Annotated in this window: 17 protein-coding genes and 1 tRNA gene; 9 read left to right on the forward strand and 9 right to left on the reverse strand. The window is 62.2% G+C overall.

What is annotated here, in order from left to right; translation table 11 throughout:
* Positions 1-166 precede the first annotated feature (166 nt).
* From AC0L3H_RS28280 to AC0L3H_RS28300, 5 genes are all read left to right on the forward strand, one after another.
* The gene (locus AC0L3H_RS28280; protein WP_091591533.1) at positions 167-730 is read left to right on the forward strand and encodes a polysaccharide biosynthesis/export family protein; all 564 of its coding nucleotides are present in this window, start codon (positions 167-169) and stop codon (positions 728-730) included.
* A 5-nt stretch (positions 731-735) separates the two neighbouring features.
* Complete coding sequence (locus AC0L3H_RS28285) at positions 736-1,866, forward strand: glycosyltransferase family 4 protein (RefSeq protein ID WP_128246696.1); 1,131 nt, start codon at positions 736-738, stop codon at positions 1,864-1,866.
* A 124-nt stretch (positions 1,867-1,990) separates the two neighbouring features.
* The gene (locus AC0L3H_RS28290; RefSeq protein ID WP_473587655.1) at positions 1,991-3,526 is read left to right on the forward strand and encodes an undecaprenyl-phosphate glucose phosphotransferase; all 1,536 of its coding nucleotides are present in this window, start codon (positions 1,991-1,993) and stop codon (positions 3,524-3,526) included.
* Entirely contained in the window at positions 3,523-4,782 is a 1,260-nt protein-coding gene (locus AC0L3H_RS28295; protein ID WP_473587656.1) for an O-antigen ligase family protein, read from the forward strand. Before AC0L3H_RS28290 ends, AC0L3H_RS28295 begins: the two co-directional genes overlap by 4 nt.
* A 271-nt stretch (positions 4,783-5,053) precedes the next feature.
* A complete protein-coding gene (locus AC0L3H_RS28300) occupies positions 5,054-5,491 on the forward strand; it encodes a hypothetical protein (RefSeq protein WP_473587657.1) in 438 nt (145 codons plus the stop codon).
* Positions 5,492-5,724: 233 nt separating this feature from the next.
* Here the strand turns inward: AC0L3H_RS28300 and AC0L3H_RS28305 are convergent.
* Positions 5,725-5,801 (reverse strand) — tRNA-Pro (locus AC0L3H_RS28305).
* A 175-nt stretch (positions 5,802-5,976) separates the two neighbouring features.
* A complete protein-coding gene (locus tag AC0L3H_RS28310) occupies positions 5,977-6,159 on the reverse strand; it encodes a helix-turn-helix transcriptional regulator (protein ID WP_366510174.1) in 183 nt (60 codons plus the stop codon).
* Here AC0L3H_RS28310 and AC0L3H_RS28315 point away from each other — a divergent pair.
* A complete protein-coding gene (locus AC0L3H_RS28315; RefSeq protein ID WP_473587658.1) occupies positions 6,158-6,316 on the forward strand; it encodes a hypothetical protein in 159 nt (52 codons plus the stop codon). The genes AC0L3H_RS28310 and AC0L3H_RS28315 overlap by 2 nt on opposite strands.
* Positions 6,317-6,698: 382 nt before the next feature.
* On the forward strand, positions 6,699-6,974 hold the full coding sequence (locus AC0L3H_RS28320) for a hypothetical protein (RefSeq protein WP_473587659.1): 276 nt from the start codon (positions 6,699-6,701) through the stop codon (positions 6,972-6,974).
* Positions 6,975-7,027: 53 nt separating this feature from the next.
* Here the strand turns inward: AC0L3H_RS28320 and AC0L3H_RS28325 are convergent, their stop codons facing one another.
* Together AC0L3H_RS28325 and AC0L3H_RS28330 are read right to left on the reverse strand one after the other, a co-directional pair.
* On the reverse strand, positions 7,028-7,366 hold the full coding sequence (locus AC0L3H_RS28325) for a hypothetical protein (RefSeq protein WP_473587660.1): 339 nt from the start codon (positions 7,364-7,366) through the stop codon (positions 7,028-7,030).
* Positions 7,367-7,517: 151 nt separating this feature from the next.
* Complete coding sequence (locus AC0L3H_RS28330; RefSeq protein WP_095485784.1) at positions 7,518-8,060, reverse strand: MerR family transcriptional regulator; 543 nt, start codon at positions 8,058-8,060, stop codon at positions 7,518-7,520.
* Here AC0L3H_RS28330 and AC0L3H_RS28335 point away from each other — a divergent pair.
* The gene (locus tag AC0L3H_RS28335) at positions 8,059-8,244 is read left to right on the forward strand and encodes a hypothetical protein (RefSeq protein ID WP_473587661.1); all 186 of its coding nucleotides are present in this window, start codon (positions 8,059-8,061) and stop codon (positions 8,242-8,244) included. The genes AC0L3H_RS28330 and AC0L3H_RS28335 overlap by 2 nt on opposite strands.
* 10 nt (positions 8,245-8,254) lie before the next feature.
* Here AC0L3H_RS28335 and AC0L3H_RS28340 read toward each other — a convergent pair whose 3' ends face one another.
* The 5 genes from AC0L3H_RS28340 to AC0L3H_RS28360 form a co-directional block, all read right to left on the reverse strand.
* Positions 8,255-8,578, reverse strand: a complete 324-nt coding sequence (locus AC0L3H_RS28340; RefSeq protein ID WP_023798387.1) for an integration host factor subunit alpha — start codon at positions 8,576-8,578, stop codon at positions 8,255-8,257.
* A 105-nt stretch (positions 8,579-8,683) separates the two neighbouring features.
* Entirely contained in the window at positions 8,684-9,655 is a 972-nt protein-coding gene (locus tag AC0L3H_RS28345) for a beta-ketoacyl-ACP synthase III (protein ID WP_023798388.1), read from the reverse strand.
* Between the two features lie 9 nt (positions 9,656-9,664).
* Entirely contained in the window at positions 9,665-10,735 is a 1,071-nt protein-coding gene (gene plsX, locus AC0L3H_RS28350; protein ID WP_128183722.1) for a phosphate acyltransferase PlsX, read from the reverse strand.
* 131 nt (positions 10,736-10,866) lie between these two features.
* Positions 10,867-11,430 carry a YceD family protein gene (locus AC0L3H_RS28355; protein ID WP_473587662.1) on the reverse strand — a complete coding sequence of 188 codons (564 nt, stop codon included), beginning with the start codon at positions 11,428-11,430 and terminating at the stop codon, positions 10,867-10,869.
* Positions 11,431-11,456: 26 nt separating this feature from the next.
* On the reverse strand, positions 11,457-11,999 hold the full coding sequence (locus AC0L3H_RS28360) for a ubiquinol-cytochrome C chaperone family protein (RefSeq protein ID WP_473587663.1): 543 nt from the start codon (positions 11,997-11,999) through the stop codon (positions 11,457-11,459).
* 114 nt (positions 12,000-12,113) lie between these two features.
* Here AC0L3H_RS28360 and AC0L3H_RS28365 point away from each other — a divergent pair, with 114 nt between their 5' ends.
* Positions 12,114-12,653, forward strand: coding sequence for an outer membrane protein assembly factor BamE (locus AC0L3H_RS28365; RefSeq protein WP_473587664.1), 540 nt, complete (start codon positions 12,114-12,116; stop codon positions 12,651-12,653).
* The last annotated feature ends 297 nt before the right edge of the window (positions 12,654-12,950 follow it).

Below are 12,950 nucleotides of genomic sequence, written 5' to 3' on the forward strand. Positions count from 1 at the left end.
GCGCACGCGGCAGCTAAACGCACCGGAACCGGCCGCCTGTTGTCGGTTGCCGTCGCTTCGGCCGCCCGCCTTTACCGGCCATTAACCCTAACCGGACGATAACGGGCCTCGATCTCCAGAGTTTGCCGCGGTGCAGCGGCGGCCAGTCGAAGGTACATGTCCGGTCATGAAAAGCACTGCTCCCCTGTTCCGTGCGCTGCTCGCCGTGTCATTGCTTGCCGGTTGCTCCAGCTACCGGCCGGCGCCGGCCGCCTTTCATAAAATGCTCGATCAGCCTTATCGCCTCGGCGCCGGCGACCGGGTCCGCGTCACCGTGTTCGAGCAGGAAGGATTGACCAACGTCTACAGTGTCGACCAATCCGGCTATCTGTCCATCCCGCTGGTCGGCGCCGTGCCGGCGCGCGGCCACACCGCACAGCAACTCGAAGGCGAAATCGCCGATAAATTACGCCAGGGTTATCTCCGTGATCCGGACGTTTCGGTCGAGATCGACCGCTACCGGCCGATTTTCATCATGGGCGAAGTCGGTGCTGCGGGCCAGTACTCCTATGTTCCCGGCCTGACCGTGCAAAAGGCGATTGCCATCGCCGGCGGTTTCAGCCCGCGCGCCAACCAGGGAAGCGTCGACATCACCCGCGACATCAACGGCAAGGTCATGACCGGTCGCGTTGCCACCTCCGACCCGCTTCTGCCCGGCGACACGGTCTATGTTCGCGAACGCCTGTTCTAGACCACGTGGCGGACACACTCAGGATCGTCCACTGCTTTCGCTCACCTGTCGGGGGGATTTTTCGTCACGTGCGCGACCTGACCGAGGCGCAGGTCGCCGCCGGGCATGCCGTCGGCATCGTCTGCGATTCGACGACGGGCGGCGACTTCGAGGAACATCTGTTCGAACAGATGAAGGGCATAATGGCGCTCGGCATCCATCGCACGCCGATGCAGCGGCATGTCGGACCCGGCGACCTCGCCTCGGCCTGGCGCACATTTGGGATCATCAAGGAATTGCGGCCGGACGTGCTCCACGGGCACGGCGCCAAGGGCGGCGCCTATGCCCGCCTGTTCGGCTCATTGTTGCGGGTATCAAGGTTTCGCGTCGCCCGCCTTTATTCGCCGCACGGCGGCTCTCTTCACTATGACGAGACCACCGCCACGGGGAAGCTGTTCTTCGCGCTCGAGCGGTTCATGGCGCGCTTCACCGACTATCTTCTGTTTGTCTCCGACTATGAAAGGCGGACCTATCGCAGGAAGGTCGGCGAACCGCCGATCCCGAACAACCTTGTCTACAATGGACTGAGCGCCGCCGAGTTCGAGCCGGTGCGAACCGAACCGAATGCGGCCGATGCCCTCTATATCGGCATGATGCGCGACCTCAAGGGACCGGACATCTTCATCGATGCGCTGGTTCTTGCCGGAACGCGGCTCGGCCGCCCGGTGAATGCGGTGATGGTCGGCGACGGCGACGACCTGCCGCGCTACCATGCGCAAGTGAAGCGGCTCGGGCTCGAAGGCCATATGCGCTTCCTGCCGCCGATGCCGGCGCGCAAGGCCTTCGAGTTGGCCGAACTGGTTGTCGTGCCCTCGCGCGCGGAAGCCATGCCCTACATCGTGCTGGAGACGCTCGCCGCCGGCAAATCGATGATCGCCACCGGCGTCGGCGGCATCCCGGAAATTCTTGGCGCCGGCTCCCCTGCCCTGATCCGGCCCGATCCGCGCGAGCTTGCCGACAAGATGAGCGCGGCGCTGGCCGACCCCGATGCCTATGGCAGGCTGATGCCCGATACCGCCGACCTCAAGGCGCGATTCGGCGCCGACGTGATGGCCGCCGCGATCGAGACGGCCTATTTCGCGGCGCTCAAGCGCTAACCCGAAATGGGCGCTAACCCCAAAACGGCGCTGACCTCAAAGCTTCTCCAAAACCTATTTGTTGTTTCAAGGGTTTCTTAGCTCTATTTCGCTATTCCCTTGCGTGAAGCTTTGCGGATGCATCATGAGCGACTTCGATCCCAAACGCCGCTTTTCGAAAGACGCGGTGCGCAATTTCAACGGCCCGGCCGCTGACGATAGCCCCGGCGGCATGAACGACGTCGCCCGTCAGGTCGCGTCGCAATACCGGCGCGACACCATGTCGCCGATCATGGTCAGCGGCGTCTTGCGGATGGTCGAATTCGCACTGCTGTTCCTGTCGGGCCTGTGCATCTATTTTTACTATGTCGGCTTCTTCAACCATCTCGCCTGGCAATATCCGCTGGCGATCGCCGCCGCTTCGTCCCTCGCCGTGGTGCTGCTCGACGTCACCGACTGCTACCAGATCGTCTCGTTTATGCGGCCGCTCGCCAATTTCGGCCGTCTGCTGATGGCCTGGGCCGGCACCTTCGCCTTGATGGCGCTGACGGCATTCGCCATGAAAATGTCGCAAGACTATTCGCGCCTGGTTTTCGGCACCTGGTTCGTCGTCGGCTTCATGCTGATCTTCGGCCTGAGACTGCTGATGTCGAAGCTGATCCGGCGCTGGGCGCGCGACGGGCGCATGGAGCGCCGCGCCGTCATCGTCGGCGGCGGCACGGCGGCGGAAGTCCTGATCCGCTCCGTCGAAAAGCAGCCCTACAACGACATCCGCATCTGCGGCATCTTCGACGACCGCGGCGACAAGCGCTCGCCGCCCATCGTCGCCGGCTATCCAAAGCTCGGCACCGTTTCCGAGCTCATCGAGTTCGCCCGCATCGCCCGCATCGACATGCTGATCGTGTCGCTGCCGCTGACCGCCGAATCGCGCGTCCTGCAGCTTTTGAAGAAGCTGTGGGTGCTGCCTGTCGACATCCGGCTCTCGGCGCATTCGAACGCGCTGCGATTCCGGCCGCGCGCCTATTCCTACATCGGCTCGGTGCCGATGCTCGACATCTTCGACAGGCCGATCAACGACTGGGATTCGGTCGCCAAGCGCGCCTTCGACATCGTCTTCTCGATCATCGGCATCATCGTGTTCTCGCCGGTCATGCTGGCGACCGCGATCGCCATCAAACTCGACAGCCAGGGACCGGTGCTGTTCCACCAGAAGCGGCATGGCTTCAACAACGAAATCATCGAGGTCTACAAGTTCCGTTCGATGTACACCGACAAGGCCGACCCGACCGCCAGGCAGACGGTGACCAGGAACGACCCGCGCGTCACCCGCGTCGGCCGCTTCATCCGCAAGACCTCGATCGACGAGTTGCCGCAGTTCTTCAATTCGCTTTTCGGTTCGCTGTCGCTGGTCGGCCCGCGCCCGCACGCCATTGCCGCCCAGTCGCACAACCTTCTCTATAATGAGGTGGTCGACGGCTATTTCGCACGCCACAAGGTCAAGCCCGGCGTCACCGGCTGGGCGCAGATCAATGGCTGGCGCGGCGAGATGGATACCAACGAGAAGATCCGCATGCGGACGGAGTACGACCTCTATTATATCGAGAACTGGTCGCTGCTGTTCGATCTGAGGATCCTGTTCCTGACACCGATCCGGCTGCTCAATACGGAAAATGCCTATTGAGCGCAGTCGCGCATGAACTGTCGCCGGCCGCGGTCAACGCCAAGCTGATCGCGCTGATTGCGTCGGGCGCGGTTTTCCTCGGCGTCTTCCTGTCCGGCTTCGTCATCGCCGAGCCGGCGCCATACGACCTCTATATGGTCGCGCTGATGGCGGTGTGGGCCCTGTTCGGCCTGCGCATATCGCGCGCGGCGGCGCCGCTGCTGGTGCTGCTGGTGGTCATGAACATCGGCGGCATGATCGCGATGACCCAGATGTCGGATATTGCCGGCACCCCGCTCTATCTCGCCGTGTCGCTGTTCTTGGCGTTTACCGCGGTGTTCTTCGCCTCGGTGACATCGGTCCAGCCAAATCTCTACCGGGTGATCTTCCGGGCCTATGTGATGTCGGCGGTGCTGACCTCGCTGCTCGGGATATCAGGCTATTTCCATGCCTTCCCGGGGGCGGAGATCTTCACCAGATACGACCGCGCCACCGGCGCCTTCCAGGATCCGAACGTGTTCGGGCCGTTCCTGGTGCTGCCCGGCATCTACCTGCTCCATCTCCTGCTGACCGGCCCCGTCTCACGCATGCCGTTGCTGGCGATGCCGCTGCTGATCATCACCGCCGGGATTTTCTTCTCGTTCTCGCGCGGCGCCTGGGGCATGTTCGGCGTTTCGGCGATCCTGCTCACCGGCGCCCTGTTCCTGCAGAGCGCCAGCGGAAAATTCCGGCTGCGTGTCGTCGTCATGACCATCGCCGCCATTTCGCTGCTGGTCATCGCGATGCTCGTCATCCTGCAGCTGCCGGGCGTCTCGGAAATGTTCTCCAGCCGCGCCCAGCTGGAACAAAGCTACGACACCGCCCGCCTCGGCCGTTTCGCCCGCTATATCTTCGGTTTCCAGATGGCGCTGGAGCATCCGCTCGGCATCGGCCCGCTCGTCTTCGGCACGATTTTCGGCGAAGACACACACAACATCTGGCTGAAAATGCTGATGGACTATGGCTGGCTCGGCTTCGTCTCGTTCCTGACGCTGACCTGCTGGACGATGGCAGCCGGCTTCCGCATTCTCCTGCGTGACAGGCCGTGGCAGCCCTACCTTCTGTGCGCCTATGTCGCCTTCATTGGCAATATCGCGCTGGGCACCTTCATCGACATCGATCACTGGCGCCACGTCTATCTGCTGCTCGGGCTGATCTGGGGCGCGATCGCTCTCGAACACCGCCATCAGCGGCAGTTGCGGCCGGCGGCGCTGTGTTCGCCGGCGGCTGGAGCATGATGGATTTTCTGGGGCAAGTCTAAGTCTTGAAAATGGTCGGAGTCCAGCACGTGGGCGTAGCGAGTGGTGGTCTTACCCATTGCCGTCGAACATGGCGGGAACTCGCTGCAGGGCTGGTGATGGGCATAGGCATAGCCGTCGGCATGGCGCTGGCCGGATGAACTTAGGCGAGCGTTGCGCAATCTAACGTATAGGCGGCAACGCCATCACTACGACCGCGGCAACGGCCGTATCCGGGGGCGTTGATCGTCATCTAAGCAACCCACCAACGATGGCTGAACACAGCAAAAACACGAGCGTGGCACACGCGATGAACATACCTCTTCGCGTTCGCCACCTTGGCGGCTCAGCCGGCACAAGCCTGAACCGCTGGGCATGCTCCGTTGCGATTTTCAGTAGGGCTGCAGCCGTTTCGCGCGGCGTCCACCCCTTCGCTTCCGAGGCAGTCACCAAGGCTGCAAATGCGGCTTCCAAGGCGACTTCACAGTTGACGTCCCGATCTGGGCTACCCTTTGGCAATATGGGTGGTTGCACGGCTTGGGACATGCACACAAAGCGGCTCGCGGATGAAAGGTTCCCGCGTTTCGAGCCCTTCACTTTCGAAGGTCCGCTTCCAGGTGCGGTGCCGCTCTCGCTGCTGGCTTTTGTCGTCGGGAATGAACGTGAAGAACACCGGGCGGCGGTCGCTGCCTTCGGCCTTGCATTTTGAGCAGCCAAACAGCCCGACCAGATCCTGATGCATCGATCCGCGATTGATCCGAGCCTGTCGATCAGCGCTTGGCAGCCGATCGTCGGCCCGTTCACGGCGCGATTCGGGCGACATGGCCCCAGATTGGCACGGCCCAGAAAAGGAAAGGGCCCAGAAAGGCCCAATTTCTCGTTTTCGCGGCTCAGCTAGTTTCCCCGGATTTCAAATAAGCCTTAGGGTTCTAAGGGCTTATTTGGTCGGAGTGGCCGGATTCGAACCGACGACCCCTTGACCCCCAGTCAAGTGCGCTACCGGGCTGCGCTACACTCCGGACCGGTCGCGATGTATCGTGATAACCCGGTTCGGGTCAACCGAATTCGGCGGCCATCACGCCGATGCCCGGCATGGTGGATTTGAAGTTCCTGCTCTGGTGGATGTCGTCAGCATTCAGGAACTTCAAATCCAGAACACACCTCGCTTGTTGGCTTGATCCTCTGGCGTCGCTGCTATGAGACGGGTCTTGGATTTTCCACGGATTGTGTCAGCGCGGCCGTATCGATCAGCGCGCTTTCCGGAAGCCGGAGCGCAGAGGCTATTCGCCTGAGCTTCGACAAATCGGCATTCCTGCCGTTCTCGATGTCGGCGATCTCATCGACCGACAGTCCGCACGTCAGGGACAGCTCTTCCATGCTGTATCCCCTGGTTTCTCGGATGGCCTTAAGGGCGCTGTGGTCGGGCGCAGCTTCGGTCGCCGACAGTTCGGAAAAAGCTTCGCTTGTTGCTATTTGGGGCATTTGGCAACTCCGTGGATTTAAAGAGTTTGATCAAATCAAGAAAGCTGCCTGAGACGGCGCAGAGAATGCCCTCTCGATGGTGATTTGCCAAGCGCCAAAAACGCCGTCACGGCATCGTGATTCCGATCGGCGCAGCCCGGCACGGCCTCGGCGGCACCGGCACGGGACCGTCATCTCGATCCGGGTCTTTGACTGGCCGATCGCCGAATTGTTCGACGGTTCTGAGCCGCTCCCTTGTCAAGCGGCTGTAGGATCGAATCTCAGCAGCGGGAGCCGGAGCACGCAGAACGCGTCAGGGGCTGCGAATTTTCTTGAACCGACGCGTGAACCTTTTCTCTCCGGGCCGCACCAACACGACATGGACGCCACAAAGGCGGTCCCAACCGGAAGGACGCCCCGACGGCGATCCTCGATCAAGAGAAGGAAATGCTCAAATGACCAACATCTCGAACTTCAAGCGCCTGTCGCTCGCCGCTGCCATCGTCGTCTCGGCCTTCGCCTCGATTTCACTGCCGGGCCCGGCCTTCGCCAACGGCACGCATCCGAGCGGCGGCGGCGCGGTTTGCAAGGGCGCGGGTCACTGCCTGGTGCTGCAGCTCGACTGCAAGGGTACTTATACGGACGCCACCGACTCCAACGGCACCGTCTACGGCAGATGCAGCCAGACCGCGCAGGTGAGCCCGAAGAACAAGCTCAAGCTCGCGCGCTGATCGACCTTTTGGTCAACGAAAATGGCGGCCGTCCACGCCGCCATTTTCTTGTCTCAACGTGCCGATCCCGATCTCGTTCGCGACGTTTTCTGCTGGCGGCTGAGGAACAGGCTGGCGACGAGCCCGACCACAACCAGACCGACTGCGGCCGCTGTCGCGGGATGATCGCGGGCTGTCTTCTCTATCACCCTGCCATGCCTCCTGATCGCAGGCAGAGCGTCACTGAAACGCTCGGCGAGGTCCGAGTAATAGTCCGACGCGGTGTCACGCCCGTCCTCGTAATAGGCGCTGCCGCGCCTGGAAACGGCTTTCCTCAGCGCCGCCAGTTCCCTGGAGAGAGCCGCGACCTGTTTTTCAAGATCGATGTCGGAGAGGGTCGAAAATGATACCATGACAGGCTTCCTTCTTTTGCGAAGGAACGCACGATCGCAAAACCGGTTCCGGTTTTTGCCGCGACCGATCGGGGCCCAGAGCGCGTCGCGTCAGAAGCGATTCATGCGACCCGCGTGACGTTCTATGCAGTCGCTATCCCGGGGCCATGCGCTAGCGCACCTGATCGAGCAGGCGCTTGCATTCCAGAAGGTCGAACAGCGCCTCCTGCAGCAAAGCGCGATTGTCGCGCGAGAGTTTCGACGTGCCCGGCTGCACCGGGCCTTCGTCGTCGGTCTTGCCCAGGCCGAAGAAGCGCCGGCTGGGTTTCACCTTGGGCTCGCCGACCAGCATCTCGTCATCGGCGCCGCGCGGCTGGGCCGCCGGCGTCAACGGCACCGCATCGGCCTGCCGGCGCTGCGAGATCGCCTCGACGGCCGCCATGTCGCCATTGCCGATGGCGACCAGGAAATGATTGCCGTTCTCGCGCAACAGCTTCTGCACACCCTTGATCGTGTATCCCTGATCGTAGAGCATGTGGCGGATGCCCTTGATCAGTTCGACATCCTGCGGCCGGTAGTAGCGGCGGCCACCGCCGCGCTTCATCGGCTTGATCTGGTTGAAGCGCGTTTCCCAAAAACGCAGCACATGCTGCGGCAGGTCGAGATCTTCTGCGACCTCGCTGATGGTGCGGAAAGCGTCGGGGCTCTTGTCCATGGGCGAAATCCTCACGCTGGAGCATGGTCCCGAAAAGTGGGAAACGGTTTTCGGCCAGGATCATGCTCAACAAAGAGTCATTCCGATCCGGCTTGTCCTGCCGAATCGAGCCTTATTTCAGCGGTTTATGAAACAATATTCAAGCCCGGCGTCAAAGCAGGCGACCGTTTTCAACCGGGTTTGAGGCGCAGGCGCTATTTGCTGCCCTTGGCCTTGCTGATCTGGTGCGCGCGCAGGATGCGGTTCTTCAGCACATTCGACGATTTGAAGGTCATCACGCGGCGCGGCAGGATCGGCACTTCCTCGCCGGTTTTGGGGTTGCGCCCGATGCGCTCGTTCTTGGAGCGGACATGGAAGGTTGCGAACGACGACAATTTCACCGTCTCGCCGCGAACGATCGCCTCGCAGATCTCGTCCAGAACCGCTTCTACGAGCTCGGCCGATTCAGTACGCGACAGGCCAACCTTGCGATAAACGGCTTCAGCAAGATCGGCGCGCGTAAGTGTCTTTCCCCCCATGCGAACCGTCCCCATCAGCTCAAAAAACATAACTCTATATAAGCAAAGATAGAGCCTAAGTAATTGATCCGGCAAGGTCAAGGACCGAACCGGTCCGTTCGGCACTTACCAGCGAACCAGGACCGCGCCCCAGGTGAAGCCGCCGCCCATCGCCTCGATCAGCACCAGATCACCCTTCTTGATGCGGCCGTCGGCGACCGCCACCGACAGCGCCAGAGGCACCGAAGCAGCCGAGGTGTTACCGTGCAAATCGACGGTAACCACCACCTTTTGTTCCGCTATCCCGAGCTTCCTGGCGGAAGCGTCGATAATCCGCTTGTTGGCCTGATGCGGCACGAACCAGTCGAGATCTTCAGCGGTGATCCCGGCAGCTGAGAACGTCGCCTCGATGACGTCGGTGATCATGCCGACCGCGTGCTTGAACACTTCGCGACCTTCCATCCTGAGATGGCCCACCGTTCCGGTGGTCGACGCTCCACCGTCGACGAACAGCTTGTCCTTGTGAGCCCCGTCGGAGCGCAGGCTGGCAGCCAGCACGCCGTGGTCGGCAATGCCGCCCGCCCCCTCGCCTGCTTCCAGCACCATCGCGCCGGCGCCGTCGCCAAACAGCACGCAGGTCGAGCGATCGCTCCAGTCGAGGATGCGCGAAAAGGTTTCGGAGCCGATCACCAGCACGCGTTTGGCGAGGCCGCCGCGGATATAGAGGTCGGCCGTCGTCACCGCGTAGACGAAGCCCGAGCACACCGCCTGCATGTCGAAGGCGAAGCCGTGATGCATGCCGAGCCGGTTCTGGATGTCGACGGCGGTCGCCGGAAAGGTGTTGTTGGGAGTCGAGGTCGCCAGCACGATCAGGTCGATATCGGCCGGCGTCAGGCCGGCATTGTCGAGGGCTGCGCGCGCCGCCGCCTCGCCGAGCGAAGCCGTCGTCTCGTCGTCGGCCGCGATATGGCGCTGGCGGATGCCGGTGCGCTGGGCAATCCATGCGTCTGACGTCTCGACCATGCCTTCGAAATCGGCATTCTTCATGATGCGGCGGGGCAGCGCGGAGCCTGTGCCGCGCACGACTGATCTGATCAAGGCTCTTTCCTATTCCTCTGCGTCGGCAACGACGTCGGATTTCCTGGATGTCTGGGCATGCGGATTGCGCGCATGGAACAGATCAAGATCGGCTTCGATGCGATCGAGCAGATTGTTGCGCACCATGTCGTAGCCAAGCTCGATCGCCGCCGCGAAGCCGTCCGAATCGGCGCCGCCATGGCTTTTCACCACGACGCCGTTCAGACCCAGGAAAACCCCGCCGTTGGAGCGGCCGACATCCATCTTTTCGCGCAGGCGATCGAAGGCGCCCTTGGCGAATACATAGCCGATCCTGGCCATCAGCGTGCGGTCCATCGCGGCGCGCAGGTAACCGGCGATCTGCCGTACCGTGCCTTCCGCCGTTTTCAGCGCGATGTTGCCGGCAAATCCTTCGGTGACGACCACGTCGACCGTGCCCTTGCCGATGTCGTCGCCCTCGACGAAACCATGGTAGTTCATCGAGGCCATGTTGGCCTCGCGCAACATGCGGCCCGCCTCCTTGACCTCTTCCTGGCCCTTGATCTCCTCGACGCCGACATTGAGCAGACCGACGCTCGGCCGTTCGATGCCGAAAACCGAGCGCGCCATGCCAGTGCCCAGAATGGCAAAATCAACCAGTTGATGCGCATCCGCGCCGATGGTGGCGCCGACGTCCAGCACCACGCTTTCGCCCCGCAATGTCGGCCACAGCGCCGCGATCGCCGGACGGTCGATGGTCGCCATGGTGCGGAGGCAGAATCGCGACATCGCCATCAGCGCGCCGGTGTTGCCGGCCGAGATGCAGGCGTCGGCAGTGCCTGCCTTGACCGCCTCGACCGCTTTCCACATCGACGACTTCCAGCGGCCATGGCGCAGCGCCTGGCTCGGCTTGTCGTCCATCCGGACTGCTATCTCGCAGTGGACGAACTCGCTAACTTCCGCCAGCTTGGGCAGCTTTGCGAGTTCGGGGCGCACTGCCTCCTCGCGACCATAGATGACGAAGCGGATGTCGGGACGCCGGGTCGCGACCGTCATGAGCGCCGGGATGACCACGCTTGGTCCGTGATCGCCGCCCATGGCATCGATGGAAATCCTGATCACGCGGTGTTCATCTCACAGTTTGCTTGAGCGAGCGCCTGGCGCTGGCAACGGGTTTGGGGCTCGCGAAGGTTCGGCGAAAATAGCGTTTTTGGGCTGCCGCACAACCGGCTTTCTCCGATTGGGTCGGGTTTTCAGGATTTCCCCAGCAGGGAACGCAGCTTTTGCTGAAATTCGCTTTCCGCAGTCCCGGCATCGTCGGCAGCCTCCATCGAAACGCCTTGCTTGCGCGGATAGGGATCGATCGCTAGTCCAAAGAACTGTTCGGCGAGGGCCCCGACATCGATTGAATTGCCGGAAAATGTTTCCGGGCTGTCCGACCCTTCGGCATCGAGCATTATCTCGCCACCGCCCTCGAAACCCTGCCGCCCGAGCTTCGACTGCTCCGGCAGGAACAGTGCGTCGACCGCCTCGTCGATATGCGCCTCGATCGGGTCCAGGGTGACGATGCAGGCCTGGGTGATATCGGCCTCGACGCGGCCGCTGACCTTGACGCCGTTGCGCTTCCATGGCGCCACCAGCAGTTCGGCGCGATAGTTCTCGACCGACAGCAACTCGTGCTCGCCTGCCAGCGCGGCGCGCTGCGCGGCGTTGGCCTCGATCAGCACCGGCAGTCCCTTTTGCGGCAGCCGGGCGACGTTGGCCACGAAGGACACGGGGCTCTGGCGATCGGGGCTCTGGGAATCGGCGTGTTTCATATTTTCCTTTAAATAGGCTTGTTTTCTTAAATAGGTTTGGCCGCGGGGAATGCCACAGTGCCGGAAACAATCGATTCGGTCGGCTGTTCCGCGAGTCGCCTGGAGACATCGGCGACGTAGCCGGCCAGATGCGTCGCCTGCGGCCAGGTGCCGGCATCGGGCCTGACATTGCGGGCAAGCGCCGCGACGAGTGCGTCATGGTCGTTTCGTTCCAGCGCATCGTCATAGGCGGCGGTGCGGCCATAAAACATCTTCGCCAGTTTCTTCATGCGCTTCGGCACGCCGACGTCGCCGATGCCGAGTTCGCGCAGCGAATGCTCGACATCCATGAAGAACTCGTCGATCAGCACCTGCGCGACCTCCCCGGCAACACCACCCTCGCCGCGCAGCCGGTGCTGGAACAGGAACATGTGCAGCGACAGCATCTCGAAGCGGCCAAGCGGCGTGTCCGGGACATCCCACTCGGAATAAAACACGGTTTGCCGCGCCGCTGCCACGATTTGTGCGTAAAGCGCCTCGGTGATAGCGCGGTTGGCGTGACGTTCGCGACCAAAAAGGCGCTGGAACATTGAGGGTGGTCTCCCGGGGACCGTTTGTTGAATTGGCCTTGTTGCATCGGCGAGCAAGCTGGTTTACCGGTTTTGCGGCCCAGCGCAAGTTGCGGCCAGCTAATGGAGTTGTAGTTGCGCGCGCTGAAAATCAAGTCGACTTTTCTGCCCAGGTCCGCTTTTCCGAGATCCGCCGGCGCGATCTCGCTGCTGGTGGCAGCTTCGGCGCTTTGCGGCTGCAACTCGTCGAAGATGATCGGTGATCTCAATCCGAGCGAGACGCTGACGCAGGGCTACGTCATCGACCAGCAGGCGATCGACCTGGTGCCGGTCGGCTCGAGCCGCGAACAGGTGCTTCTGGCGCTCGGCACCCCGTCGACCAAGGCGACTTTCGACAACGAGGCCTTCTACTACATCTCACAGACGCGCAAGCGTTACGTCGCCTTCGACAAGCCGAGGCTGGTCGACCAGAAGGTGCTGGCAGTCTATTTCGGCGAGGACGGGCGCGTTACCCAGATCGCCAATTACGGCCTGAAGGACGGCAAGGTGTTCGACTTCATCTCGCGGACCACGCCGACCGGCGGCAAGGACCAGAGCTTCCTCAGCCAGATCATGGGTGGCGCCAGCAAGCTGGCGCCCGGCCTCCCCGGCGGCGGCGCCTCGCCCGACACCTGATCCTCCTTTTCTTTTGCTTCCCTTCTTTTGCTTCGGGGGGGAAGCAGCAACATCTCAGGCGACCGAAAACCCGCGGGAGCGATCCCGCGGGTTTTTGTTTTCCTCAGACCATTTCAACGCGAGCTTGGACCCGTCACCGGCGCCAATGCCCTGACGCTGGACGTCCAAAATAGACGAACCCGCGGGATCGCTCCCGCGGGTTCGGTTCTGAATTTCGGGCCTAGAGCGCGATGATTTTAGGTTGGGACATAGCCGGCCTCGGTGAAGTAGTTGGCGCATTCCTTTGATGTGACGGTG

Source organism: Mesorhizobium sp. WSM4816, from assembly GCF_055811535.1.